Origin of the sequence: Fastidiosipila sanguinis, from assembly GCF_002998295.1 — a bacterium.
Taxonomy (GTDB): Bacteria; Bacillota; Clostridia; order Saccharofermentanales; family Fastidiosipilaceae; genus Fastidiosipila; species Fastidiosipila sanguinis.
Map to the genome: position 1 here is coordinate 544,896 of NZ_CP027226.1, position 26,579 is coordinate 571,474.

21 protein-coding genes and 1 pseudogene are annotated in these 26,579 nt (G+C 32.0%); 18 read left to right on the forward strand and 4 right to left on the reverse strand.

From position 1 onward, the window contains the following. Window positions 1–16: 16 nt before the first annotated feature. Window positions 17–1,033 carry an adenosine deaminase gene (locus tag C5Q98_RS02260; RefSeq protein WP_106012112.1) on the reverse strand — a complete coding sequence of 339 codons (1,017 nt, stop codon included), beginning with the start codon at window positions 1,031–1,033 and terminating at the stop codon, window positions 17–19. 209 nt (window positions 1,034–1,242) lie between these two features. On the opposite strand from C5Q98_RS02260, the gene C5Q98_RS02265 reads away from it, so the two are divergent. The 9 genes from C5Q98_RS02265 (at window position 1,243) to C5Q98_RS02305 (ending at window position 13,504) form a co-directional block, all read left to right on the forward strand. Next, window positions 1,243–2,016: an alpha/beta hydrolase gene (locus C5Q98_RS02265; protein WP_106012113.1), complete on the forward strand. Its 774-nt coding sequence runs from the start codon at window positions 1,243–1,245 to the stop codon at window positions 2,014–2,016. An 88-nt stretch (window positions 2,017–2,104) separates the two neighbouring features. Beyond that, entirely contained in the window at window positions 2,105–3,289 is a 1,185-nt protein-coding gene (locus tag C5Q98_RS02270) for an SPFH domain-containing protein (RefSeq protein ID WP_106012114.1), read from the forward strand. A 65-nt stretch (window positions 3,290–3,354) separates the two neighbouring features. Beyond that, on the forward strand, window positions 3,355–4,509 hold the full coding sequence (locus tag C5Q98_RS02275; RefSeq protein WP_106012115.1) for a TFIIB-type zinc ribbon-containing protein: 1,155 nt from the start codon (window positions 3,355–3,357) through the stop codon (window positions 4,507–4,509). A 15-nt stretch (window positions 4,510–4,524) separates the two neighbouring features. After that, on the forward strand, window positions 4,525–5,388 hold the full coding sequence (locus C5Q98_RS02280) for a TPM domain-containing protein (RefSeq protein ID WP_106012116.1): 864 nt from the start codon (window positions 4,525–4,527) through the stop codon (window positions 5,386–5,388). A 233-nt stretch (window positions 5,389–5,621) separates the two neighbouring features. Beyond that, entirely contained in the window at window positions 5,622–7,334 is a 1,713-nt protein-coding gene (locus C5Q98_RS07740; protein WP_205728459.1) for a hypothetical protein, read from the forward strand. 78 nt (window positions 7,335–7,412) lie between these two features. Next, window positions 7,413–10,007, forward strand: coding sequence for a DNA mismatch repair protein MutS (gene mutS / locus C5Q98_RS02290; protein WP_106013060.1), 2,595 nt, complete (start codon window positions 7,413–7,415; stop codon window positions 10,005–10,007). 40 nt (window positions 10,008–10,047) lie between these two features. Next, window positions 10,048–12,090, forward strand: a complete 2,043-nt coding sequence (gene mutL / locus C5Q98_RS02295) for a DNA mismatch repair endonuclease MutL (RefSeq protein WP_106012117.1) — start codon at window positions 10,048–10,050, stop codon at window positions 12,088–12,090. 20 nt (window positions 12,091–12,110) lie between these two features. Further along, window positions 12,111–13,037, forward strand: a complete 927-nt coding sequence (gene miaA / locus C5Q98_RS02300) for a tRNA (adenosine(37)-N6)-dimethylallyltransferase MiaA (RefSeq protein WP_158695681.1) — start codon at window positions 12,111–12,113, stop codon at window positions 13,035–13,037. Between the two features lie 125 nt (window positions 13,038–13,162). After that, on the forward strand, window positions 13,163–13,504 hold the full coding sequence (locus C5Q98_RS02305) for an RNA chaperone Hfq (protein WP_106012119.1): 342 nt from the start codon (window positions 13,163–13,165) through the stop codon (window positions 13,502–13,504). Window positions 13,505–13,588: 84 nt separating this feature from the next. Here C5Q98_RS02305 and lexA read toward each other — a convergent pair whose 3' ends face one another. Then, window positions 13,589–14,353, reverse strand: coding sequence for a transcriptional repressor LexA (gene lexA, locus C5Q98_RS02310; RefSeq protein WP_106012120.1), 765 nt, complete (start codon window positions 14,351–14,353; stop codon window positions 13,589–13,591). 209 nt (window positions 14,354–14,562) lie between these two features. Here lexA and C5Q98_RS02315 point away from each other — a divergent pair, with 209 nt between their 5' ends. Continuing rightward, window positions 14,563–15,351, forward strand: coding sequence for a hypothetical protein (locus tag C5Q98_RS02315; protein ID WP_106012121.1), 789 nt, complete (start codon window positions 14,563–14,565; stop codon window positions 15,349–15,351). Between the two features lie 90 nt (window positions 15,352–15,441). Here C5Q98_RS02315 and C5Q98_RS02320 read toward each other — a convergent pair whose 3' ends face one another. Next, a complete protein-coding gene (locus C5Q98_RS02320) occupies window positions 15,442–16,440 on the reverse strand; it encodes a tyrosine recombinase XerC (RefSeq protein ID WP_106012122.1) in 999 nt (332 codons plus the stop codon). 246 nt (window positions 16,441–16,686) lie between these two features. Here C5Q98_RS02320 and C5Q98_RS02325 point away from each other — a divergent pair, with 246 nt between their 5' ends. The 8 genes and pseudogenes from C5Q98_RS02325 to C5Q98_RS07785 all read left to right on the forward strand — a co-directional run bounded on the left by C5Q98_RS02325 (window position 16,687) and on the right by C5Q98_RS07785 (window position 23,652). Further along, window positions 16,687–17,667 (forward strand): LacI family DNA-binding transcriptional regulator, encoded by a 981-nt coding sequence (locus C5Q98_RS02325; protein WP_106012123.1) that lies wholly within the window; start codon window positions 16,687–16,689, stop codon window positions 17,665–17,667. 5 nt (window positions 17,668–17,672) lie between these two features. Next, window positions 17,673–18,584, forward strand: coding sequence for an ABC transporter permease (locus tag C5Q98_RS02330; protein ID WP_106012124.1), 912 nt, complete (start codon window positions 17,673–17,675; stop codon window positions 18,582–18,584). Window positions 18,585–18,608: 24 nt separating this feature from the next. Further along, window positions 18,609–19,490 carry a carbohydrate ABC transporter permease gene (locus tag C5Q98_RS02335; protein ID WP_106012125.1) on the forward strand — a complete coding sequence of 294 codons (882 nt, stop codon included), beginning with the start codon at window positions 18,609–18,611 and terminating at the stop codon, window positions 19,488–19,490. 44 nt (window positions 19,491–19,534) lie between these two features. Further along, entirely contained in the window at window positions 19,535–21,166 is a 1,632-nt protein-coding gene (locus C5Q98_RS02340; RefSeq protein WP_106012126.1) for an extracellular solute-binding protein, read from the forward strand. Between the two features lie 35 nt (window positions 21,167–21,201). Next, window positions 21,202–22,290 (forward strand): glycoside hydrolase family 5 protein, encoded by a 1,089-nt coding sequence (locus C5Q98_RS02345; RefSeq protein ID WP_106012127.1) that lies wholly within the window; start codon window positions 21,202–21,204, stop codon window positions 22,288–22,290. A gap of 18 nt (window positions 22,291–22,308) precedes the next feature. Beyond that, a complete protein-coding gene (locus C5Q98_RS07690; RefSeq protein WP_158695682.1) occupies window positions 22,309–22,455 on the forward strand; it encodes a hypothetical protein in 147 nt (48 codons plus the stop codon). A 12-nt stretch (window positions 22,456–22,467) separates the two neighbouring features. Further along, window positions 22,468–23,436, forward strand: a pseudogene (locus C5Q98_RS07780) (glycoside hydrolase family 30 protein); the annotation flags it as partial. A gap of 9 nt (window positions 23,437–23,445) precedes the next feature. Beyond that, the gene (locus tag C5Q98_RS07785; protein WP_278320009.1) at window positions 23,446–23,652 is read left to right on the forward strand and encodes a glycoside hydrolase family 30 beta sandwich domain-containing protein; all 207 of its coding nucleotides are present in this window, start codon (window positions 23,446–23,448) and stop codon (window positions 23,650–23,652) included. Window positions 23,653–25,056: 1,404 nt separating this feature from the next. Here C5Q98_RS07785 and C5Q98_RS02360 read toward each other — a convergent pair. Continuing rightward, window positions 25,057–26,568 carry an aminopeptidase gene (locus tag C5Q98_RS02360; RefSeq protein WP_242967391.1) on the reverse strand — a complete coding sequence of 504 codons (1,512 nt, stop codon included), beginning with the start codon at window positions 26,566–26,568 and terminating at the stop codon, window positions 25,057–25,059. Between the last annotated feature and the right edge of the window lie 11 nt (window positions 26,569–26,579).

Below are 26,579 nucleotides of genomic sequence, written 5' to 3' on the forward strand. Positions count from 1 at the left end.
TAATATAACTAATAAACTAGTTATTTGCTACGTACTCATCAATTGACTTAATGTAAGCTGCTTTTTCTTCTGGGCTAATCCAGGAAATTTCAAATGAGTTCTTTGCTAATTTAATGATGTCTTCCTTGGAGAAGTCATATTTATCTGCTAAAGCACACATGTTTTCAGCTACATAACCACCGAAGTAAGCAGGGTCGTCTGAGTTGATCATGATTTTAACGCCTTTATCTAATAGATACTTAATCTCTTTAGACTTCATTTCAGTAACTTCATTAATAAAGCCGTTTGAAATTGGACATGAGGTGAGACCGATGTTGTTTTCAATTACGTAGTCTACTAATTCTGGTGATTCAACAATGTTAGTACCGTGGTCAATTCTATCAACATTGATTACATGAATTACGTCATTAATATGTTGGATTGAATCTTTTTGATCAATGTCACAGTGCATTGTTATTTTGAAACCTTCAGCTTTTGCTTTAGCAAATACTCTTTCAAATTTGGTTGGTGGGTTATCGTGTTCATCTGAGTCTAAACCGAAACCAATAATCTTTTCACGGTGATTCATAGCTAATTCAAAGTGCTCTAAAGCTGATTCTTCACTTAAATCTCTTAAGAAGCATAGAATAAGAGAACTTGTAATACCATGTCTTTCTTCAGACTCTTGAGATGCTCTGTAATAACCGTTAATTACGTCATCAAAGCTTACTCCACGAGAAGTGTGTGCTTGTGGGTCAAAGAACATTTCAACATGTTTGACACCTTCAGTTTTAGCTTTAGCCAAGTATTGATCTGCTAATTGATAAAAATCATCTTCTGTTTGTAAAACTGACATTCCTGAGTAATAAACATCCAAGAATGAAGGTAAGTCATTAAATTGATATGTAGATTTGATTTCTTCTACCGTAGACATACCAATTTCTACATTGTTTTTCTTAGCTAATTCGAGTTTTAGCTCTGGCTCTAATGTACCCTCAAGGTGTAAATGCAATTCGGCTTTTGGCAAACCGTAAATAAAATCACGTAATGACATAATTTGTTCCTTTCCTAAAACACAAGTGTTTCAATTGAATTTATAATTCTAATATACCACAAAAGACGAACTATTCAAGAGCTTATGCCTAAAATGTTCGGTAAAAGTTCGTATTTGGAGAAAAATTTAATGGTATTTTTACTTGTCTAAACTCACTAATTAAACAATATAGGTTATAATGTAAATAACAAAAACGATGGAGGATTTCGATGTTTGTACGAGAGTCAATTAATGAAAATGCTTATGTAGAATTATATTTGCTTGACACAATATATGACGACAATAGTCAGAAAGATAGCTTGCCAATTCTCTTGGTTCTTCCGGGTGGGGGATATAGATACACTTCATATCGTGAAGCACAACCAATTGCAATTGCAGCGAATAGTAATAATATGCATGCTGCTGTCCTTCATTATACGAATATAAAAGAAGATATAAACATTTCTATAGACCAGTTAGTTGAGGAAGTAAGAACTACTATTGAATTTATTTCTACCTTTGCAAAAGAAAAGTTTATAGATATGGATAAACTTAATGTTATTGGTTTTTCTGCAGGAGGACATTTAGCTGCAACATGCAACAATCGTTTAAACAACTTGATTAATAAAGTAGTATTGGCATATCCAGCTATTGGTTTTAGTGAAGTTGCAAATCAGTTATATTTAACAGACTTAGAGAAGCTAGATGAAGAGGGACAAGCCGCAGCAAAATTGTTTTTACAAGATCCAATTCTAGAAGTAAGTGATAAATGTAAAGATACTTTTATTTGGATGACTTATACAGATGATGTAGTTCCTGCTGATGGTGTATTGAAGTATGCACAGAAAATGAGAGAATTTAATGTTCCACTTGAATTGCATTTCTTCGGACACGGTGGTCATGGATTAAGTCTAGCAAAAGAAAATACTGCGGTATTTCCAGGGCAAGTAATACCAAGAATTTCTAGTTGGGTCGAGTTAATGGATTCTTGGTTAAAATTATAATAAAGTAAAAATATGTTAATTAATCAAAATATAATTAAGCATTAAGGAAAACAATTAAGTAGATAAAATTAAATCTGAGGAGGGCAATATGGGTTTAATTAAAGCAATAAGTGGCGCTATTGGTGGCGCATTTGGTGATCAGTGGTTAGAAGCTATTGAAGCTGATAACATGACAGATAGAACTATAATGGCTAAAGGTGTAGCTGTTAGAGCTGGCGATAGAAGAAGCAGTAACACTAGAGGTACTGAGGGTGTAATCTCTAATGGTTCAATGATCCATGTTTATCCAAATCAGATGATGATGTTGGTTGAAAATGGGAAAATTATTGACTATACAGCAGAACCTGGAGCATATAGAGTAGATAATTCTTCCTCACCATCCTTGTTCAATGGTCAATTTGGAGATTCATTGAAAGATACTTGGGATAGGTTCAAATATGGAGGAACCACTCCACATAAACAAGAAGCTGTATTTATTAACTTGCAAGAACTGAGAGACATTAAATTCGGAACTAAGAATCCTATTCAATATTTTGATAATTTCTATAATTCTGAATTATTTGTAAGATGTTTTGGTAACTACTCTATTAAGGTAGTTGATCCAATTTTATTCTATGTTGAAGTTGCTGATAAATCTAGGCAAAGACAAGATGTTGATGAATTAGGTGAGCAATTCTCATCTGAATTTATGACAGCCTTATCAACCTCTATTAATAAAATGTCAGCTGATGGATTTAGAATTTCACACTTAACAAGTAGAACACAAGAGCTAGCAGACTACATGAGTGATGCCTTGGATAAAACTTGGGAAGAAAATCGTGGTTTCGAAGTAAAAGCTGTTGGAATTAATGGAATTAGCTACAGTGAAGAGTCACAAGAACTTATCAACATGCGAAATCAAGGTGCTATGTTGGGTGATCCTACAATTAGAGAAGCTTATGTACAAGGTTCTATTGCTAGAGGTATGGAAGCTGCAGGTTCTAACGAAGGTGGAGCTGGCCAAGCTTTCTTAGGAATGGGAATAGGTTTGAATAGTGCAGGTGGATTTACTAACAGCGCCAGTGAGTTTAATAGAGCTCAATTAGAGGCTCAACAAGCTGCAGAGCAAGCAAAACAAAGTAATAATACTGCAGTAAATACTCAGGATATAGAGCAAGAAATTACAGAAAATTCAGATGGACAATTCGATTTGAATTTCTGCCCTAATTGCGGCAAGAATTTACCTAAGCCAAATCCAAACTTCTGTCCTAATTGTGGTGGAAAGTTGAAATAATCCAATTAGAGATCTATGAAACTGATATTTAGTTTTGTTAAATAAATGGAGAAGAATATTACAGAGTGGATTTTGAAAAGAACTTTGAGAGCAATGTAGATTTTGATGAAAAAAACAGCAGTGAGTTTGTAGAAACAATTGCTGGAACAAACTATAAGTGCCCTAATTGTGGGGCACATATAGTTTTTAATGCAGATGAACAAATGTATATCTGCGATTTTTGCTTGTCTAAATTTACTATTGAAGAAATGGATATTGCCACAAGAAAGAAACAAGCCGATATAGATAGACGTTTAGAAAAGAAAAAAGATATTAAGCTTGATAAAGAAGAACTTGAGGCAGAAGTTGTGCAAGCATACCATTGTGAAAACTGTGGTGCAGATGTAATTAGCACTGACACAAATCTAAGCTCTTACTGTTATTATTGTCATAGTCCGGTTGTGTTCTCAGATAGATTATTAGGTGAAAAGAGACCTGATGAAATTATTCCATTTAGCATTGGAAAAGAAAATGCCCAAGCAAAATTCTTAGATTGGGCCAAAAATAAAAGATATATACCAAAAGAATTTACTACAAAAGCTTACCTCGAGAATATGACAGGTGTGTATATGCCATATTGGTATTTGGATTCAGATATTGACGTTGATTTCATTGGAAGCTCTAGAAGTGTAAGATCCTGGAGAATAGGTGATTTTATTGAGACTGAAGTCACTGATTATAAACACATTAGAAAAGGTAAGTTTTATTTAAATGATGTCAATATAGTAGGTAGCGATAAAATTGATGTTAATCTACTAAATGGTATTGAACCATATGATGAGAGTGATATACAGAAGTTTTCAATGCCTTTACTGTCCGGCTATTTAGCTGAAGGTTTTACAGTTTCAGGTGATAAAGCTGAAGTAGAATTACAGCGTTATACTGATAATTATGCTAATGAGTTATTAAATAGATCCTTTGGATTCACCGGACAAATTGAGAGTATAAAAAAGGATTTTGATATCACTCAGCAATTACGAACCTATGTAATGGTACCAGTATGGGTGCTGACATATAAGTATGAAGATAAGATTTATGTCTATGCAGTAAATGGCTCTACAGGAAAGTCTTCAGGAGAACTACCACTGGTTAAGAAGAAGCTACTTCTTGATTCATTAGGTATAGGACTAATAGTTTTTATAATAATAGCTATTATTGCATTTTTGATTTTCAATTTTTAAAGGAGCTAGTGTGATATGAGTTTTACTAATTCTTTTAAAGCCAAAATTACCAAACTAAGCATTTTAGTGTTAGTTTTATTGTGCATTCTTATTGGTAGAAACGAATTATTTGCGCTGGACAATTCTAGTATAGAGGTCGAGGATAAGGCTGATCTTCTAAGTTCCGACGAAGAATTAAACATTAAAAATAGAGTTAAACAGATTCTAGATGATAACAATAAAGTATGGTATGTAGATATTTTTACCATTGATGATAGTCAAGGTAAAACAACAGCTACATACGGTATAGACAGGTATGAGGAAATAAATGACCCTGAGAATACTGGTAAAGTTTTAGATGGTTTTTTTATCATAATTGATATGGATAATAGAAACTATCATTTTGGTACCTTTGGTGAAGCTTTACATATCTTTGATGAAGATGATGTGGATAAATTATTGGATTCAATGTTTGATGGGGTTAGTTCAGGTGATTATTTTTCTGCTTTTAATGCAGCCTTAAATAAAGTAGATTCAAGGTTACAGCTAGGCGATGGATATAGTAAGGACAATTCGATAGCTCAAGTTAAGAACTATGACATTATTACTCCTTTATTTATAGCATTAATTTTTAGTAGTGGCTCAGCTATTATGTACTTCGGAAAAGTAGTGAAAGATTATGATAAATTTGAGAATAAACCTATGTTTAACTATGCGAAAAATTCAATAGCAGAGTACTCTGAATTTGAAGATATTATTAGTAATCGTCAAAGTTATAGAGTATACAGACCATTGCCAAGAGGTAACATTTCTAATAGTAGTAGAAGTAATAGTTATTCTGGTGGCTCAAGTGTGAGTGGTGGTGGCAGAAATGTTGGCGGTGGTGGTAGAGGTTTCTAACATTTCTGGTAGAGGTAGATTTTCCCAACACTTTCTGTGACAGTAGACGTTTCTCACCCTTCTGTTAAAATAATATCAATATAAACTTATATTTTAATTATTGAATAATAATGTTTTATAATATTTATTAGAGTTAAAAACAGTTATATGCATATTTAAAAGATCTACATGGTGGATGTGGACGTTGAGATATTATAAAGCATCTAATTAAAGACAAAAGTAAGAGAGTAATTATGACGAATTTTAAAGAAACAATGATAAATCTAGGAATAGATCCACAGGTTTTGCCACGTTCTTGGGAGACCTATTTTATTGCTGCTATAGATAAGTATAAATCGAACCCCGATAATAGAGAAAGATATCTCTTAACCTGGTATAGACGATATAATAAATGGCTAGATTTGGATCAAAATAAACTTAATGTTTTTGTTAGAGCAGGTAGTCGTATTCTTCAAAGTGATGAGCTCTATGACTGGTCCTGCTTTATTAGATATCTAATGTTTGATACTGAAATTTTAGATGAGAATGAAGAATTATTACATAATTTGATCCCGGAAAATGCTCTAGATGACTATCAAGGTTTATTTGTCTTATTAAGTTTTATTAGTGGTATTGATAAATCCTTGCAAATTTATAAACAATTAGGTTTGTCTGAGTATTACATACTAGATGTTTTCGCAATAATTGGAACTTTACTAGATGAATATTACGAGCAAAATGGTGTTTACGGTACAACGGCTATCATCTATTTGCCTAGATTAGCTAAATCATCATTGCATGTTTTTGACGGAATTGCTTTTGATATAAGCAAAACAAATTTACCTGGTGAAATTTATAGAAATAGTAGATCTGGAGAATTGTTAATGCTTGCAGAGGCAAACCAGATATATACTGAAGAGAATGTGAGAATTGATAAAGAGACAGAGCTAGAGATTAAAGCTAAGAGCAGGGAGAAGCAAGTTCTTTTAGATAAAAAGAAGGTGTCTGAAATTTCTACAGATGATCTAGAAGATATTTCGGATTTAACTTCTGATAATTCAGATCAGGTTAATGCTGATGAAAAAGACAAAATTCTAGATCAGAATTCTCAAGTTGTAGGAAACGTTATCGAGCTGCCAGCAGAGAATATGTGGCAAACGGTGCTTTATTCTACTAGTGATAATGACTTAGTTGCTAATAGTTTTAACTCTTTGGGTATTGTTGATAGAGTACCTAGAATTTTTGATAAAAGTTTTTGGGATTTAAAATATTCAAAAGATTCTATTGCACTGAACATATATGTTCCAGATATGAATAGTTTAAACTTGGAAAGACTTGTAAAAGCCTGTTTTAAAGCCTGGCATTATTTTGCAACAGATGAAGACATCGAGGAATTAGATGATGAAGTTAAGAGAAATAGTGATAATGAAAATATAATTTTTGATCTTTTAACTGATGAAATTACTGATTCTGATAATGTTATTAAGGTAAAAAATCCTGGAACATTAAGACCTGAATTATTTGTTTTTCAATCTCCAATATTAGGTACTGGAGTTATGGAAGCGAGTGAGAACGGTAGCGATATTAAAGATATAAATAATAGCTTTAGATTGTTTTCTTTGCCTGAGGCAAGAGATACTACTTTATTCGAAGTATTTGGAAAACAGGCCATGAATGAACCAGTAATTCTATGGGATGAAGAAACAGATTTACAGAAGATTTATAAGACTTTTGTGATTGAAAACAAACCTGTTAATATCGGTGGTGGATATTTTGTAATGTCTGATCTTGTAAGGTTGATTCAAGATGCTGAAGAGAAAAGAATTAAAGAACAAGAGAGATTAGAAAAAGAAAGACAGGAAAAAGAGCGTTTAGAGCAAGAGAAATTGGAACAAGAGCAATTGGAAAGTAGTATTTCTCAGACTGATACAAGCACCGAAAATATAGAAGAATTAGACGGTATTTAGATTAATTGATTAAACTTAATAATTATTTTTAACTAGGAGTATTTAATGGCGTTAAGTTTTAATGACATTGCAAATGATATTGATAAATTAAGTCCAATGATGCAGCAATACGTAAGTAATAAATTAGCAAGGCCTGACTGTATTTTGCTGTTTCGTCTTGGAGATTTTTACGAGCTTTTTTTTGATGATGCTGTTTTAATGTCTAAAGAATTAGAATTAACTTTAACCTCTAGAGATTGTGGTTTGTCGGAGAAAGCTCCAATGGCTGGAGTACCGTACCACTCTGTTGATAGTTATATTGATAAACTAATTGAAAAAAACTATAAAATAGCTATTTGCGAACAAATGGAGGATCCAGCCTTAGCTAAAGGTATTGTTAAGAGAGAAATCGTAAAGATTATAACTCCCGGTACTGTTACAGATATACATAATATTGATGAGAGTAAAAATAATTATTTATCAGCTATCTTCAAATTAGGTACTGCTTTTGCTATTGCCAACATTGATCTTACTAGTGGAGAGTTTAATGGAACTGAGATTATATATGGTGATAGTGAAATAAAACTTTATAACGAAGTGCACAGAGTTGCTCCAGCTGAGATTATTGTAGATTCGGAATTTATGGATTCAGAGCTAGCGAAAGTTCTTCAGAGTGAGAATTTTTATTTTTCTGTGATAGATTCTAAATATTTTACAGAGGACAATTATGATAAGTTTTTACCTGAAGAAAGTAAGGTGAATTCTATCTTAGATAAAGCTGCTCAAGGTCTATTAAGTTATATTGTTGATACTCAGAAATCTATACCTGATCATATTGGAAAACTAGAAATCTACCAGATCCAAGAGTTTATGGAAATGGGTGCAAGCGCTAGATCCAGCTTAGAAATTACTGAAACTTTAAGAGATCGCAAGAAGAAGGGTTCTTTGCTTTGGGTTTTGGATAAAACAGAAACCGCTATGGGAAGTAGAATGCTTAGGAAATGGTTAGAGCAACCGTTATTAGATCCTAATATAATTAATGAGCGCTTAGATGCTGTAGAGTTGGTTAAAGACTCATTTATTCTTAGACAAGAAATTAAGGAAGTTTTGAATGGAATGCATGACTTAGCTAGATTAGCAGGTAAATTGAGCATGAACCAAATAAATCCTAGAGAAATGCAAGCTTTAGGACAAACGCTTTCAAAAATTCCAGCGCTTAAGAAATTGGCAGAACAAATTGAAAGTAATTCATTAAGACAAATCATTGATAGTATTAATCCTTTAGAAGAAGTCGTAAATGTTCTAGATAATGCTTTAATGGAGACTTTACCGATAACTATTCAGGATGGCAATATTATTAAGACAGGATTTGATGATATTGTTGATGAGAATAGGGAAATTGATGAGCACGGTAGTGAATGGATTCTAAAATTAGAGCAAAAAGAAAAAGATACTTATGGCATAAAGAATTTAAAAGTAGGATATAACAGAGTTTTTGGTTATTTCATCGAAGTAACAAAATCTAATTTATCCTTGGTTCCAGAATATTACCAAAGAAAGCAAACATTAGCTAATTCAGAGAGATATATAATTCCAGAACTAAAAGATATCGAAGATAAGATCCTGGGAGCAAAGCAACGTTTACAGACAAGAGAATATGAAGTTTTTGTTGAACTAAGGTCATATTTAGCACAACACTTGGAAAGTATTAAGAAAAATGCTGAGTCTATTGCAAAGTTAGATGTTATCGTAAGTTTTGCAGAAATAGCAGAAAGAAATAATTATGTTCGTCCAGTAATATCAAGAGACCCAGTTATTAAGTTAAAGGCATCCAGACATCCCGTGGTAGAAAAAGTTTTGCCAAAGGCTGAGTTCGTTCCAAATGACGCTAACTTAGAAAAAGATTCTGAGGTAGTTCTTCTGACAGGACCTAACATGTCAGGTAAATCCACATATATGCGTCAAATAGCTCTAATAAATATAATGGCTCAAATAGGTAGCTTTGTTCCAGCTGAAAGTGCTGAGATTGGAATTACGGATCAGATATTTACAAGAATTGGTGCTTCAGACGATTTAAGCTCGGGACAATCAACTTTTATGGTAGAGATGAATGAAGTTTCATATATTTTAAACAATGCTAGCTCAAGGAGTTTACTTATTCTTGATGAGATTGGTAGGGGAACTAGTACTTATGATGGTTTAGCAATTGCGTGGGCAGTTTTGGAAAGAGTCTCAAATGCAAGACTATTAGGTGCAAGGACTTTATTTGCTACACACTACCATGAGCTAACAGATTTAGAGAAATCTATACCAAATATTAAAAATTATCATGTAGCAGTCAAAAAAGCTGACAAAGATAGTGAGATAGAATTTTTGCATCATATTGAGAGAGGTCCGACAGATCAAAGTTATGGTGTTGAGGTCGCAAAGTTAGCAGGCTTACCAAAGACAGTTGTAAATAGAGCTTATGAAATTCTTTATAATTTGGAGAGAAATTCAGCTAATAAAAATACTTCAAGAAGCAGGAGAACCAATGAAATAAATGGACAAATAGACATATTTAGTTCTTCTGTAGAGATGCAGAGAAATAATGAGATTATGGAAAGTTTAAATAATCTTGATGTGCAGAATATGACACCTATGGAAGCATTGCAAACATTATATAAACTGTCTGAAGAAGCTAAGAAGATGTAAGTTAATATGAGGTAATGAGGTAAGCGGAGTAAATTTTAAGATGAATGAAATAAGAATTTTAGATAAATTAACAAGTCAAAGTATTGCGGCTGGAGAAGTTGTAGAGGGCCCTAGTTCTGTAGTAAAAGAATTATTGGAAAACTCTTTAGATGCAGGTGCAAGCAGGATCTCTGTCTTTATTAAAAATGGTGGTAAAAATTCTATCAAGGTAATAGATAATGGTAAAGGCATGAGTGCAGAGGATGTTGAGTTAGCTTTTAAAGATCATGCCACCAGTAAAATTATTGAAATTCAAGACTTGGATTATTTATCAACTTTGGGGTTTAGAGGGGAAGCTTTACCAACTATAGCAGCAGTTTCAAAAGTTAAAATTGAAACTCGTCGTGAAATAGATGAAGTTGGTACAGAACTTATTATTGAAGGTGGAAATATTATTTCAAAAAGATCAGCTCATTGTAAACAAGGAACCAATATTGAAGTAAAGGATTTATTTTATAATACTCCAGCTAGATTTAAATTTTTAAAAACAGACCAAGGAGAAGCAGGTAAAATAACAGAAGTTATTCAGGAATTAGCTCTAGGGAATCCAGGTATATCATTTTACTTTGATAACTCTGGAAAAGAAGTTTTGCATACTCCAGGAGATAATAAAGTACTAAGTGTAATTTATGCTGTTTTTGGTGCTCAAATGGCGAAAGGTATGACAGAGATACTGGATGGGAAACCATCAGATTCAGTGAAAATTAGTGGATATATTGGTTTACCGGAAATAAGCAGAAAATCCAGAAGATGGGAATATTTTTTTGTTAATGGTAGATGCATTAAATCTCCAATATTAACTAAAGCAACTGAAGATGCCTACAAATCAACATTAATGACTCAAAAATATCCTGCTTGTGTTATAAATTTACAAATACCAGGTAATTTGGTTGATGTTAATGTTCACCCAAGAAAACTTGAAGTAAGATTTTGGAATGATAGTGAAATTTATCGAGCCGTTTATCATACTGTTCAAAACTCATTATTTACAGCCCTTAGACCTGCAACAATAGGCTTGGATGACGAGGATGCAAACTTATTTAATAAAGCTGATGAGTCTAGTTCAAGTGAAGTTAAAGAGACAGATAAACAAGATAATGATTTTACTTTTAACTCAAGCGAAAATAATGAAAATCAGTCAATTTCAACTGAAGAAGTAAAGAAAAATATTTTTTCTGAAACAGATAATTCAAATAGAATTTATTTTGATTTCGCAGGATTAGGTAGACCTAACTCCAATAACAGAAATCGCTCAGAAGAGAATAAACATGTAGGAACAGATACTGATGAACTTAATTTAAGTATTTCTGAAAGCCTGAAAAAATATGAGAACATTAAAAATACAAGCGAAGCTTATACTGAATCACAGCATGATAAATCTGATAAAGCCTTAGAACAAATAGACTTTGACGATAATAATGGTTTGAGCGACGATGAAATTAGAAGAAAAGAGTTAAAACAAGCTAGATTCGCAGGTGAATTATTCAAAACATATTTACTTTTTGAAATTAATGGAAAAGTAATAGTTATAGATCAACATGCAGCTCATGAAAAAATTCTTTTCGAAAAAAACTTAAAAGATTATGCTGAAAATCATAGAATTAACACTCAATACTTATTAGAGCCTGTGCACGTTAAGCTAAATCCTCAAGAAGAGATTTTTATACAAGAAAATCCAGATTTCTTTAATCAGTATGGTTTTGAATTGGATATCTTTGGTCCAGCAGAAATCTTGATTAGAGCAATCCCTATTGGACCTGAAATGGTGGATCCCGAAAAATCCCTCAGATACTTATTAGATGATGTATTAGAAAATGGTATAGATCAAGTAAATGGTGATAGAGAACTTATTTACCATATTATAGCCACTGCTTCTTGTAAGGCAGCTGTAAAAGCTCATGACGTCTTAGACCCTAGAGAAGTTGAGGAATTGAGGTCGTTACTCTTAGGTCTAGATAATCCATACCATTGTCCACATGGTAGACCTATAGTATTAGAAATAAGTAAATACGAACTCGAAAAGCTATTTAAGAGAGTAGTGTAGTTTAAGGTGGGAGGCAAATTTTGTCTAAAGCAATAATTCCAATAATAACTGGACCGACAGCTTCTGGAAAAAGCAGTTTTGCAATGGATTTAGCCAAGAGAATTGGAAATTCAGTAATAATTTCTGCTGATTCCATGCAAGTCTATAAGCATTTAAATGTTGGAACAGCTAAAGCTAGTCAAAAAGATAGAGTAGAAGTTGAGCATCTAATGTTGGATATTTTAGAATTGGATGAAAAGTTTACAGTGGAGTCTTTCCAAAAACTAGCTCTTGAGAATATTGATAAAGTTTTAGCTGCAGGGAGGTTTCCCATAATATGTGGAGGAACTCCTCAGTACATAACTTCTTTAGCTGAAGCTACTAAATTTAAACCTAGAAGTAATGACAGCGAATTAAGAGAAGCTCTTGAAAAACGCATGGAAGTAGAGGGTAGTGAAGCTCTATTAGCTGACTTGAGAAAGGTTGATCCTGCTAAGGCAAATGGTTTACATCCAAATAATAAGCGTAGAATTATAAGGGCTTTGGAAATAGCTTATACGACAGGAGAAAAACAAAGTGATTGGGATGAGCAAGCTGAGAGCCTAGACCTTGATTATGAATTTAAGGTTTATATGTTTGACTGGGAGAGAGATGTTCTCTATGAAAGAATTAACAAACGTGTAGATATAATGCTTGAAGAAGGAATTATAGATGAAGCAAAGATGCTTTATGAAGCTAATTTACCGGCTGATAGTACGTCTTTGCAAGCCATTGGTTATAAGGAGTTTTTCCCGTATTTTGCCGGTGAAATGAGCCTAGATGAAGCTATTACTGATTTAAAAAAATATTCTAGACGCTATGCCAAGAGACAACTTACATGGTTTCGTCATAAAAATTGGATTAACTATCTTGATCCTATGGCAACAAATAATATCGAATTAGTTTTAAATGATATAGGTATTAGTTAGTAGAACTTTTATAATATCTTGCTTATGTGAATTTATTTTATTTTTTAAATTGTGCATATATCCATTTGGAAAATATTAAATGTAATTTTATTATATGGTTACACAACAATCTAAGGAGTTGAAAAATGGATAGAGATTACAGGTATAAATATAATCGAGAAAATTTTAGAGATAGATATAAAATCAACAACAAAATATCTTTGCAAGATGCTTTTTTTGAAGCAGCTATTCAAGGTGGGGTAGAAGTTGAGATATTTATGAAAAATGAGTCTGTTAGGAAAGGTTACATTGCAGCTTATGATAACTGGTGTGTGCTAGTTTGGGATGGTCAACAGCAGTATTTAGTGTTTAAATCAGGGATTATGAGCATACGTCCAAGTGAGAATTTAAAATCAAATCTAAGTGATTTATATGAGCCTAACTCCAGATTTGCTTTTATAGCAGAAAGAGAAGCTAAGTATAACTAAAATAGTGGAGTAGATTAATATAAAAAGAAAGGCAGCTACAATGCATAGCTGCCAGATATATACTAGATATTTAAATATTATAGCCTATACTCTAGTTCTAATAAGTCCAACAACTTTTCCTATTATTGAACAATCTTCTCTATTGAAAGGAATTGGATCGAAATTATCATTTTCTGGGAAAAGATAAGGCTCTGAATTTAAGTATGCGAAACGCTTAACTGTAGCTTCTTCTCCAATGAGTGCGACTACTATTTCATTTAATTCTGCAGAGTTTTGAGGAGTAACTATAATTAGATCTCCATCATTGATTCCAATATTAATCATTGAGTCCCCACGAACTCTGAGCATGAAACTTTTATCCTTAGTTTGAGGGAAAAGCTTATCATCTAATTGAACTTGGTATTCAATATTCTCTTGAGCTAAGATTGGGTTACCTGCAGTTACAACACCAATAAGAGGTAGGGCAAAGGTACTATCAAATTGTGAGTTGTATTCGGAAGAATAAGAGTTTGTGTATTCTTTTGCTTTGTTAACTGATTTATTATCATCTTGATTTTGCGTGTTTGGTAGAGTGGAATTTATGTCATAACTTTCATTTTCAGTATGACTAACTGAGGTATCGTACTCTGGATTTATAGAGATGGCACGTCTTTTACCATCTGCATAGATGATATAACCATCTTCCTGTAACTCATTTAAATATTTATGAACAGTGGAAGTAGATCTGAGACCAACAGCGACAGCGATTTCTCTAACACTTGGTGAGTATCCATGGTCGTTAATGTACTTGGTGAGATAGCCTAATATCGCTCTTTTATTATTGCTTTTTTTGCATTCACGCTTACTCATTGATTTAACCTCACTTTTATTATTTAAGAAAATAATAGCATAATATCAAAATAAAAACAAACGTTCGTTTTAGCGGGATGCTTTTGTCAGGTAGTTATATTGAATAGAATATGTTTAAAATAATGCAGATTTAATGATATAATTGTAGTAATTTATAAGCTAAATACATAATTAATAGAAAGATTTGATTTTATCTGGTGAAGTGATTTATGACAGAGCAAAATAACAAAAACTCAAATTTTAATAATAATAAAGAAAGAGATAGAGAGTTAGGTCAATTTAAAAGACCTGAAAAACCTGTATCTAAAAGCTCATCATCAGATACACAAAATGAGAAGAGTTCCATTTATCCTAATGTGAATTCAAGCAATGCAAATGTAGATAAAGATAAAATAAGAAAAAATAATAATTTAGATGGTACTTCAGTTTTTAATTTTGGTGAAGAAGAAAAAGTAAAACCAATTAATAGAAATAAACAAGATGCTACTCAAAAAATAAACCTTGTTGATGTCAAAACTAGACAAAATAACAAATCTTCTGATTTTACACCAAGAAGATCTGAAGCAAATATTTCTAGAAGTAATAATGTGGATAGTAGGACGAAATCAATATCTAGTGCTGAAATAAAAAAATATTATCAAGAGAAGAGTGATAATAAATTCGCTACTAAAGATATTGAGATTACTTACAGGGATAGAGAAGCAGATAATGAACCTGTAATTAAGAATTTAGCTAAAATAACTATTTTGAATAGTGCTAAAAAAGATATACCTTTCTTCAATAGATTTAAAAGAAAAGGTCCAAACAAGATATATAGACTTAAAGGTTTTGCAAATAAAGAATACGCAAAACAGGTTAGAAAAAATAAGCAAAACTATATTAAATGGGCAAATAGAATCTTCTGGATTTTATTAGCTGTTACTTTATTGATAGTCTACTATTTTATAGATCCGATGGAAAGAATAAATGCCCTAAAACATATGCTGGGAATGGATTAAGATTTTACTTAATTTATACATTGAAAGCTAAAAATCCACATATATAAAATGTGGATTTTTTATTTATGATAACTGACTGACTACATAAGATTAATCATCTTCATTATTCTCCATACTTTCACCAGAAAGTGGATTTTTTTCAGCTGCACTTTGTAATTGCCTGTCGTCTAAGTGTGTATATATTTCAGTGGTTGCTACTGATTCATGGCCCAGAATTTGTTGCAACATTCTGATATCAACTTCACCATATTGATAGAGAAGAGTAGCTGCGGTATGACGAAGTTTATGTGTTGAATATTTTTTGGTATCAATACCTGCCTCGTCCATGTATTTATTAATCATTCTCTGAACACTAGTCTTAGCCAAACGATTACCTTGACGACTTATGAATAAGGCATTTCTTTCTTTAGTGTTGGTAGGTCTGACTGCTAGATATTGTTTTAGTGCATCACGACAAGCTTGGTTAAGGTATATGGTTCTTTCTTTATTTCCTTTACCTGTAACTTTCAATGTATGATCAGATATATCGTCAATATCAATATTTACCAGCTCAGATAAACGAAGGCCACAATTAAGGAATAGAGTTAGTATGCAATAATTACGTTCTGCAAAAGCATCAGTATCAGGATTAACTTGTTTAAGAAGGTCCTTACTTTGCTCAAGAGTTAAGTATACCGGTTGCTTTTTAGGAATTTTTGGAGACTCTAAATCAGCACTTGGATCTTGATCAATGTACTTTCTCTTTTTATGAATGTACTCAAAAAATCCTTTTAAACTACTTACTTTTCGGGCTCGATTAGCAGCAGAAGCATCTCTGTCTCTAGACAGCCAAGCTAAAAAGGCATAGAAATCTGATAGGATAATGCTTTGTAAGAAACTTTGATCAATATCACTTAAAGGAATTTCTTCAATTTCTAAATCTTTATAAGTTGCAGATTTTTGTTTTTTTATGAATCTAAAAAAAAGTCGTAAGTCGTATCTATATTCTCTTACTGTTAATTTTGAACGACCTTGTATCGCCTCCATATAAGCAAGGTATTCTTCAAGTATCGCAAAAGATTTTTCTCGCTCATCTAACTCTCGTTCCATAGTGTCTCCTAAACATTATTAATTTATATTATATCAAATGATAAATAGCATTGAATGAATTATAAAGGAACTTTTTTCTTGTCAATGTGCATAAATAAGAAGCCTTGGATATGTGCAAATATAACGAATTTGATATGATTGATAGCTTTACGTAACAAAATTTATAAAAAAGGCTAAACATTTTCAAAAAATAGGTGTAATATGAACATATAAATGTTAGCGATAACATTTTGAAGGGAAGGGATTATGTCAAGCTTAAAAGAAGTAGCAAAATTATCAGGAGTTACACCAATGACTGTATCTAGAGTCATTAATAATCCATCCTCCGTAAAAGAATCGACAAGAATTAAAGTCGAGGAAGCTATAAAAGAATTGGGATATGTATCCAATATTGCTGCCAAAAACTTAGTTAAAGGTAGAAATGGAGTTATATGTGTCAGTAATGGAACAGGTATTAGTTTATCTAATCCGTTCTCTATGTATTTTATTTCTGGTGTAAGTTCAGTTTTAAGTGAAAAGCATTATCCTTTTATTGTTGTTGAAGATTTTAGAGAGCATCAATTTTGTGATGGATATATTGTTACTGGTATAGATAACAAACAAACCAATGAATTGATGAAATTTGTAAAGCAAAATAAGAAACCATTTTCTTTGTTCGGGCACGTTGATTACGACAAAATTAACTGTGTAGATGTTGACAACAAAGCAGGCGCGAAACTAGCGATCAATAAACTTGTTGAAGCAGGACATAGGAAAATAGCAATTGTTATTGTTGATGAAGAAAAAGATTATGTAACAGATAGGATGACAGGTTATAAAGAAGCTCTAGAAGAAAATAATATTCCTTTTTCTGAAGATTACGTTATAGCAGTTGAAAATACTTCAAAAGGTGGAGAAATCTCATTTAGTAATATTAAGGAATTAATGGATGAAGGTATAACTGCAGTATTTTGTTCAACTGACACTATAGCAGTTGGATTAATTAATGCACTTAGAGCAAATGGATACAAAGTACCGAGAAATATTTCTGTAATAGGTTTTGACGGTTTAGGGCATAACTATTTAAGTAATCCGATTATAACAACTATTAGACAACCTATATATGAAGCAGGTCAAATATTGGCAGAGACTTTAATTGATACATTAGAAAATAAATCAGGTTATAAAAGCATAATGATTGAACCGGACTTTTTAGAAGGCCAGTCAGTGAAAAGGATAAAGAGGTAGGAGTTATGAAGAGTAAATTAAAATTATTTAAAAAGCAAATTGCACTTCAAAGTATGGTTGTTCCAGGAATAATATTTTTATTAATATTTTCTTATATACCTATAGCAGGATTAGTAATAGCTTTTATGGATTATGGAGTTTTAGATACAATAAAAACTGCAGATTGGGCTGGATTAGACAACTTTAAAAATGCATTTAGTGATAGATATTTCTGGCAAGCTGTTAGAAATACTCTAGGTATTAGTTTCTTAAAATTATTAATAGGATTTCCATTTCCGATTATCCTTGCAATTATGATGCAATTAATGGGCGAAAATAGATTTAAGAGATCAGTTCAAACTATTACTTATTTACCTCACTTTTTATCTTGGATTGTTTTAGGTGGTATGGTCATTAGCTGGTTCTCAGTATCAGGTATATTTAATCAACTCTTAGCTAGACTTAATTTATTAGATGAACCAAAGAACTATTTACTAGATAAAGATAACTATTGGATGATAGCAGTTATGTCTGATGTTTGGAAAGAAGCAGGCTGGAACACTGTTCTATATATAGCTGCAATGACTGGTATTGATCCAACCTTTTATGAAGCAGCGAAAATTGATGGAGCAAGTATTCTACAACAAATAAGGTACATAACTATCCCATCTATCAAATACATAATTTCTCTGAATTTAATTATGACTATAAGTGGCTTATTGGGATCAAACCTAGATCAGACATTGGTTCTTATGAACACACAAAATAGAAAAACAGCTGAAGTTATAAATTCTTATGTTTATAGAATAGGTATTGCAGAAGGTAATTTCTCATACTCAACAGCAGTCGGTTTAGCAGTATCTATAGTGTCATTAATTTTACTTGTAACAGCAAACTTTTTAACAAAACGACTAAATGATGGTAAATCAGTATTTTAAGAGGTCTAGTAAGAAGGTAATAATATGAATAAAACAAAGATTAGATTTAATGAAGAAACCATTACAAAGACAATTGCAGCGATTTTCTTGATTATTTTCTGTTTATTGATAATAATTCCAATCGCTAATATAGTTGCTTTATCCTTTAGTAGTCCAAGAACTATAGCAACAGGTGAGGTAAGTGTATGGCCAACAGAATTCTCACTCGAAAACTATAAAGTTGTTTTAAGAGATTCTAGTATTTGGCGTGCTTATTTGATTACTTTCGCAAAAACAATATTAGGTATAGTTACTCACGTTATTGTATGTTCTATGGTTGCTTATGGTTTAAGTAAGAGTGAATTAGTAGGTAGAAAATTTTATATTATAATTGGTACTATAACTCTATTTTTCTCAGGTGGTATGGTTCCAACATATTTATTAATGAAACAAATAGGTTTAGTTAATAATTTCTGGGTATATATAATTCCTCAACTATTAAGTTTCTATGATGTCATTATTTTGATGAATTTCTTCAGACAAAATCCTAAAGATATAAGTGAAGCAGCAAAGATAGATGGAGCAAATGAGTATACTACTTTGTTTAGAATAATTTTGCCAATATCTAAACCAGCGTTAGCTACTATTGCTCTCTTTAATGGTGTTTTCCAATGGAACGACTTCATGACGGCAAAGATTTATATAACAAATGAAAATCTATATCCAGTTCAATATAGATTGTATGAAATTATAGTTCAGGAACAGACCAAAAGTATGGTAGGTACAGGTAGCTATATTATGGACAGTTCATCCAGAGGTGTGCAATTAGCAACGATAATAATCACTACTTTACCAATAGTAATTATTTACCCTCTATTACAAAAGTATTTTACTAGTGGTTTAACCATTGGAAGTGTTAAAGGATAGAAGAAGTAACGTAGACGTTAGATGCAGAAAGAGAGAGGTGTAATATGAAAAAAACAACAACTAAAGTACTTAGTTTTATATTAGGTGCTACCTTATTACTAACATCTTGTGGAGGAGGAAATAAAGATGGTGGTAATAGTGAGGTTAAGGATAATGGTGAAAAGGCGAGATATGAGCTAGATGCAAATACTCCTGCCTATAAACTAGATAAGAAAGAAATGACTGAATTAGACTGGTATGTAAACGCTGACTGGTGGAATACAGACTGGGGTAATGACGTTGTTACAAAGAAAATCCAAGAAGAGTTGAATGTAAAAATCAACTTTAGAGTTGGTGATAATACAACATTAAATACAATGTTTGCTGGTGAAGATATGCCAGATCTTATAACTATTTTTGATTCAACATCAGACTTAGCTAGAGATGCTAATAAATGGGCTTTGCCACTTCAAGATTTAGCAGATAAATATGATCCATACTTCCATAAAGTAGCTTCAGAAGAAACTTTATCATGGTTACAACTAAATGATGGTAAAACATATGGTTACCCAGACTATTCAAATACTACTGAAGACTATGAAAGAGGAATGTTATTTGCAACTACTGCATTTGTCGTAAGAAAAGATGTTTACGAAGCTATTGGTAAACCTGACATGACAACTCCTGAAGGATTCATGGCAGCTTTAGAAAAAATTAAAGCAGAATTCCCAGAATTATTAACTTTAGGATTTACAGCTTTAAGCGCTGATAACGTAGCTTCTTTAGGTGCTCCTCTACAAAACTTGCTAGGAGTTCCAGTAGTAGATGAAAATAATAAATATGTTAATAGAAACTTAGATGAAGATTATTTGAAATGGATTAAAGTTTTAAATGATGCACATACTCAAGGTTATATTAATGATGACAGTTTCACAGATTCAGGTACAAACTTTGAAGAAAAAATTGCTTCAGGTCAATATGCAGCTGTAATTTGTGATGGTACTCCTCAAGTTTCAGGATTCTTTACAACTTGGATGCATGAGAACCCAGAAGGCATGTATATTGCTGTAGATGGTCCAAAGAGTACTGTTGGTAGAGATGTAACTTTAAGTCAATCAGGTATTACAGGTTGGATGCAATCATACATAACCAAGAACTGTAAAGACCCTGCAAAAGCTATTCAAATATTCACATATCTATTAAGTGAAGAAGGTCAAATCTTGACAACTTACGGTATAGAAGGTGAGACATACAAGATTAATGAAGAAGGCAAATATGAATTATTACCTGAAGTAAGCAAAATGCGTGATGAAAATAATGATAGATTCAAGAAAGAATATAGATTAGCTGAATTTATCTTCTTCGGTCACGATAGATATAAAGCTTTGAGTGATGACGCATATCCAGAGTCAATTAAACAAATGCAAGAATGGGGACAAGGTAAATTAAAACCACAATTTATTGTTGAGAATATTTCACCAGAGCCAGGAACACCAGAAGCTCGTAATTTATCAAATATTAGAGCAGAGTGGGCAACCTCATTAGTTTCTATGATTAGATCAAAATCAGATGATGAATTTAATAAGATATTAGAAGCATATAAACAAACATTAGAAGACAATGACTTTGAAAGTATTGAAGCTAAATTCAATGAAAATATTGAAAGAAATGCTAAGAAGTTAGGAGAGGGAAAGTAGAAAAGGAGCGGCTTGATGCCGCTCCTCTAAAAAAAATGTATAAAGGTGTTAATTTAGGAGGATGGTTAATCCAAGAAAGTTGGATGACTCCGGTCCCAGGAAAAGATAGAGAATGGGCAAACTTAGACACCATTAAAGCCCTTGAGAAGAAATTCACAAAAGAACAAGTTCAAGAACTTTTTGATACTTATCAAGATAATTGGATAACTGAATTTGATTTCAAAACCATATCTGAAGCAGGTTGTAATTTAGTTAGAATACCTTTTTGGTATAGGAACTTCATGGATAATGAATATGGTAATTGGATAACAGAGGACCATAATGATAATCCGGGTTTTAAAAGGTTAGATTGGGCAATAGAAATGGCAGAAAAATATAATCTTTCTGTTGTTTTAGATTTGCATGGCGCTCCAGGTGGCCAAAGTATGGACCATAGTTCGGGTACCTTGAAAGAAAATAGATTATATACTGACGAGAAATGCCAGCAAGCAATGGAAGACCTGTGGATTGCTATTGCAGAAAGGTATAAAGACAAAGACGCAGTAGTTCTATACGATATTATGAATGAACCTCAAAATAATTCAGGTTATGAAGGTGAGAATAGTTATGACCCTTGGGAGCCTAAATCTTGGGAGTTAAGCAATAAGATATATGACAGAATGTATCATGCAATTCGTAAGATCGATAAGGACACTAAAATATCAATGGAAGCAATTTGGCAGATATCAAATTTACCAGATCCGAAAACTTTAGGATGGGAAAATGTAGTTTACCAAATGCATCTGTATGATGATGATCAGCGATTCTTAGAAAATGCAATTAGTTTAAAAAATGCATGTGAAAAATATAATGTTGATCCGTACATTGGAGAATTCTCTAATCTGAATGGAATAAAAATTGCTAATGATTTAGGTATTAGTTGGACAACTTGGACTTATAAAGGTACAAACAAGAACTTAGATAATTTCTTCTGGTATTTTAGCTATGAACCTGAAAGCATAGATTTAGAAAAAGATTCCTTTGAAGAAATGAAAGAGAAGTGGGGAGAGATTCTTCAAACTGAAAAGAGTTTCAACTTACAGAATGGAACATTTAACATAATTTCTAAAGGATTAAAAGATTAATAGACTATTAGGAGAGTTATGGAAATTTCAAAAATTAGAACAACATGTATTAATGACAAAAAAGATACTGTTGTAAGTAAGATTGATGAGGCTGACATAGGCAAAGATGCTGAAATGAAAGTCTTGAATATCTTTCCAGATGTTAAATATCAAAATGCAAACTAATTTGCTGGAGCAGTAACAGATGCCGCCGCTGCTGAAACTCTATGTGAAATGTCTGAAAAGGATAGAGAAGAAGTATTGCAAGCATATTTTGGTAAAGATGGTATTGGATATAATGCAATTAGAACACATATAGATAGTTGTGATTTCTCATCAGAACAATATGAAGCTTCAAGTGATCCAGAAGATATTGATTTGGAAAACTTTTCTATTGAATATGATTTAAGATATAGAATTCCAATAATTAAACAAATCTATGAGATAAGTGGCAAAGATATACCAGTTTTGCTTTCTCCTTGGAGTCCGCCAGCTTTTACAAAGAGTAATGCAGAGAGGTCTCATGGTGGAGTATTAATTAAGAAATACTACGGGTACTAGGCAAAATATATAGTTCGTTATATTTTAGAGTACAAAAAGCTTGGTATTAATGTAAAAGCTTTGACTATTCAAAATGAACCAAATGTTGCTCAAACATGGGATAGTTGTTTGTTTAGTGCAGAAGAAGAAAAAGATTTCTTGGATAATTACCTCTATCCAGAACTTGAAAAGAATGATTTACAAGATCTTCATATTTATATATGGGATCATAATAAAGAAAGAGCCTTGGAAAGAGCTGAAATAACCATTGATGAGCAAAATATTGATAAAATTGAAGGTTTAGCTTTCCATTGGTATACAGGTGATCATTTCGATGTTCTGAGAATTTTAAAAGAGAAATATCCAGAACTACAATTAACTTTATCTGAATTCTGTGTTGAGTATAGTAGGTTTGATGATGATCAGCTTCAACATGCGAATATGTATGCTCATGAACTAATAGGAAATTACAACGCTGGTATGAATAACTTTATTGATTGGAATATCTGCCTGAATGAAGAGGGTGGTCCAAATCATGTAGAGAATTTTTGTTCAGCACCAGTCATGTATGATAGACAAAGTAAAAAGATCAATTATAACCTTACTTTTGATTACATATCTCATTTCAGCAAATACATTGAAAGTGGAGCTACAGTATTAGGTAGTTCATCATACTCAAAAGATTTAGAACAGTTAGCTTTAATGAACCCAAATGGAGAGATAATACTAATAGTTCTTAATCAAGCTGATAATGATCATGATATCGTAGTCAGAGTTAAAGGCAATGAAAACTTCAGTACAATAATTGAATGCAATTCAATCACTACATTTGTGATTAAGTAATCAATTTACTTAAAAGTTTTAAAAGCTATTATAATATGATATTTCGGGTCAGATTTATGTCTGGCCTGATTTTTTATATAGTTTAAATGAAATCTAAATAATAGGTACAATCAAAACCAAAAACGTACGCAGATTAAATGATTTAAAATATTAGATGTATATAAACTAACGACAATAAATATAGACTTGTATATAAATAGGGGGACAAAAACATATTTATCCACCTGTGCAAAATAGTAATTTTGTTCATGTCAGGGGGGTCTGAAGAGGGGTATTTGGAGAAAATGTGTCCGTGCTGTATATATAGATAAAATCAAGCTTATAATACATTTTTGATATTGTACTTGTGTTATGTACAAAGAATATTCTATTTAAATTAGTTTAAATATATTTGCTTTTAGTTTTATTTATATGTCCATTAGAAATTAATATAAATATTTAGATTAATTACATTGTTTATATCGATATATTGATTTTATGATTTCTGGAATCTTTTACGAAATATTCAAATTATCTTGAACCAAAATGGCGAATAGAAATTCTTATAATGACTTTATATATGATAAGTAAGTTTCTATTTGAAGTTTTGTTTTGAATATTACAAATATTAGGTTTATATATTGATTTAAAAACAAATAAGGATTGAGACAATAATTTAATATTAAATGATTAAATTATTAAAAGCAGATATTGTTTAGTGATTATTAGAATTATACTTGTACAAGTTCTTTATGATTAATATTTATTTGCTTAATGATCATTCACAGATTCTATACGCACTACTTGTTAGTTAGAATCTTTTATGCACATAAATTTCCACGAAGTTCCTTATTTTGTTCAGCTCACAGCAAGGAATTCTGATTAATCCACATAGTTTTTAATGTTTGTAAATATTTTGTTCAGCTCAAATGTTGAAAATCATATATATTGTGGAAAATAAAAATACCAAGAACTTAATTGTTCATCTGCTTAGGTATACTGTTTATTTAGTATAGAAACATGTATTTACTATATGAGTTATAGTCTACAATACGAAACGCATAGTCTTCATAGTAAAGACTTAAATACTCGAAGCATAAACATAAATCCTATCCACAAAAACACAAATAAAGAAAATTGTATTTGCGGAGTCCGTCACCTGAACTCATCCATGACTAGCGCACAAGTCCATACGAATAATATTATTACAGTAATATTACGGTAATAAACTGCTTTAATGATAGCATTTAATAAATTAAAAGCAATACCTCTATAATAATTAATTAGATTTTCTAAGAAAGAAAAAGCCCAACTTATTTAAAAGTTGGGCTGAACTTAAATGTTATTTAAAAACTTAATAGTTATTTATTTACTCACTCACCTGTGCAAATAAAGTTTTGACTTACTATTAAGCTCTCCTCTTCTCTACTCCATGTTTTGTAAGAAAGTAACATATACTTGATAGCAATTATACATATCTAATTTATGTGAAATTTCGAATGGAGCGTGCATACTTAATACTGGAACACCGCAGTCAATTACTTGGATACCACGTTTAGATTGTAGATGAGCGATTGTACCGCCACCACCTTGATCTACTTTACCAAGTTCTCCTGTTTGCCATGGAATGTTATTTTCATCTAATATGTGTAATATCTTAGTGTAGTATTCGGAGTTCGCATCATTTGAACCAGATTTACCACCGCTACCAGTATACTTACTGAAGGCTACACCTTTACCCATGTGTGGTGCATTTGCACTTTCGAATGCATAGCTAAAGGTTGGGTCATATGCTGCAGAAACATCAGAAGAGATCATGAATGAGTTTTCTAATGCTTTAACGAATGCTAATTCATCATATTCACCTTCGGTTTTTACAAATAATTCTATAAAGAAGTTTTCGTAAATCTGAGATTGAGCACCAGTATTGCCATAGCTACCAATTTCTTCTTTATCAGTTAGCATTGCTACAGCTGTTCTCTTAACTTTGTTTTGGGCTGCAATAGCTCTTAAAGCTGGGAATGAACAAGCACTGTCATCTTGACCATAACCTGTTACGAAGCTTCTATCTAAACCTAAGTCACGAGCTTTATTAGCTGGAACAATTTGTAATTCTGCTGAAACTAAATCTCTCTCTACAATTCCATATCTTTCGTTAAGAATTTGCAATACTGCTAATTTGAAACGACTACTTACATCTTTATGAGGGATAGGTCTACCACCAACAAGAACATTAAACTCTTCACCTTCTACAACTTTTGAAGCAGGTTTAGAGAGCTGATCTTTACTCAAATGGATTAATAAATCAGTAAACATAAAGACTGGATCGTTCTCATCTTCACCTATAGAAAAATGAACTTGAGTACCATCTTTTCTTTGAACTACACCGTGTAAAGCTAATGGCATTGTTGTCCATTGATATTTCTTAACACCACCATAATAGTGGGTTTTAAAGTAAGCCATACCGTTATTTTCGAAAAGAGGATTTGGCTTTAAGTCAAATCTTGGGGAATCTATATGTGAACCCAAGATATTAAAACCATCTCTAACTGACTCTTCACCAATAACAGCAGCCATCAAACCTTTACCATGAATGTTAAAGTAAACTTTGTCACCTGGCACTAATCTTTCTTTACTCGCAACATCTACAAATCCTAAGTTGCTTAATAAGTTAATACCAAATTTAACTGCTTCACGTTCAGTTTTGGCTTCATCTAAATAATTCTTGTAGTCTTCACCGAAACTGAATGCATTTTGTAAGGTTGATGCATTATAAACATCATAAAGATAAGGATATTCATTACTTAACTCTTTTTCTAATCTCTTACCTTCACTTAGATTTTCATTACTTGCATCATCATTAACATCTTGTGATTTAAATAATTGATGTAAGTCTTCTACACTCATTGTTTCAGGTTTTTCAATTTTATCAAACATAAAATTACTCC